General features: G+C 36.7%; 1 protein-coding gene. It reads left to right on the top strand.

Going from position 1 to position 928, the window contains the following annotated elements; genetic code table 11:
• The first annotated feature begins 43 nt into the window (after positions 1–43).
• The gene (locus tag RH85_RS20985; RefSeq protein WP_006714748.1) at positions 44–649 is read left to right on the top strand and encodes a recombinase family protein; all 606 of its coding nucleotides are present in this window, start codon (positions 44–46) and stop codon (positions 647–649) included.
• The last annotated feature ends 279 nt before the right edge of the window (positions 650–928 follow it).

Raw genomic sequence — 928 nt, 5'->3', positions numbered from 1 at the left:
ATTATCGTAAGGGTGTCTAAATGATAGCCTTGTAAGGAATTAAATGAGCAGTAGCGACCAAGTTAATAAAGTTAATGCGAAATCTGGGCAGAAGTACATATACGCCAGAACATCAACAGTAGAGCAAAACGTAGAGCAGCAAGCTGGCGTTTTACATTCAGTTTGGCCTAATGCATTAATCTTTAAAGAACAACTGTCAGGGAGGACTTTAGAGCGTCCAGAGCTAATAAGACTATCTCGTACTGCACAGTGTGGTGATTCTATTTTAGTGTTATCTGTATCTCGCCTAGGTCGTAATGCGGTGGAAGTTCTTCAATTCATTGAGTCGATGAAAGATAAAAGAGTCGCTGTCCATGTTCATGACCTTGGTATGCTAGATGTAACTAGTAGTACAGGAAAAATAGTATTAACGACCCTAGCTGCAGTTGCTGAGATGCAACGAGATGAAATTCTTGAGAAGCAACGTATCGGTATTGATAGGGCGAAAGCGGAAGGTAAGTACAAAGGTAAGCAGCAATCACCAAAGACGATTAGAGCTTGTGAGGATGCCTTAAAATTAGTCAATGAGAATGGATTGTCAAAAGAAAAGGCTGCAAAGGCGTCAGGTATTGGTATTGCGACGCTCTATCGTTATATCAAAGAGAATTAAATTAATTAGGCTAAAATTAATAGCCGTAAACCCACCAGCATTGAATATGAGCTATTTTCTGTAAGCTAATTATTTAAAGACCACTATAGAATAGATAATCTAAGTTATAGTACGTTAGTTGTTATTTTTACGACTGTCTTTATTTTGATTGTCAAGGTTTTTTATTTAGAGACCACTATAGAAGAAGGTAGTAAAAAAACTTTCATTTTTATTCGTTGGCTACGTTATAGCCCATTTGTCAGTCTGGTTTTAATACCAACATATACTAATTATTAAGAA

This window comes from Vibrio ichthyoenteri ATCC 700023 (genome assembly GCF_000222605.1).
GTDB lineage: Bacteria > Pseudomonadota > Gammaproteobacteria > Enterobacterales > Vibrionaceae > Vibrio > Vibrio ichthyoenteri.
This window is presented reverse-complemented; position numbering and strand designations above follow the sequence as displayed.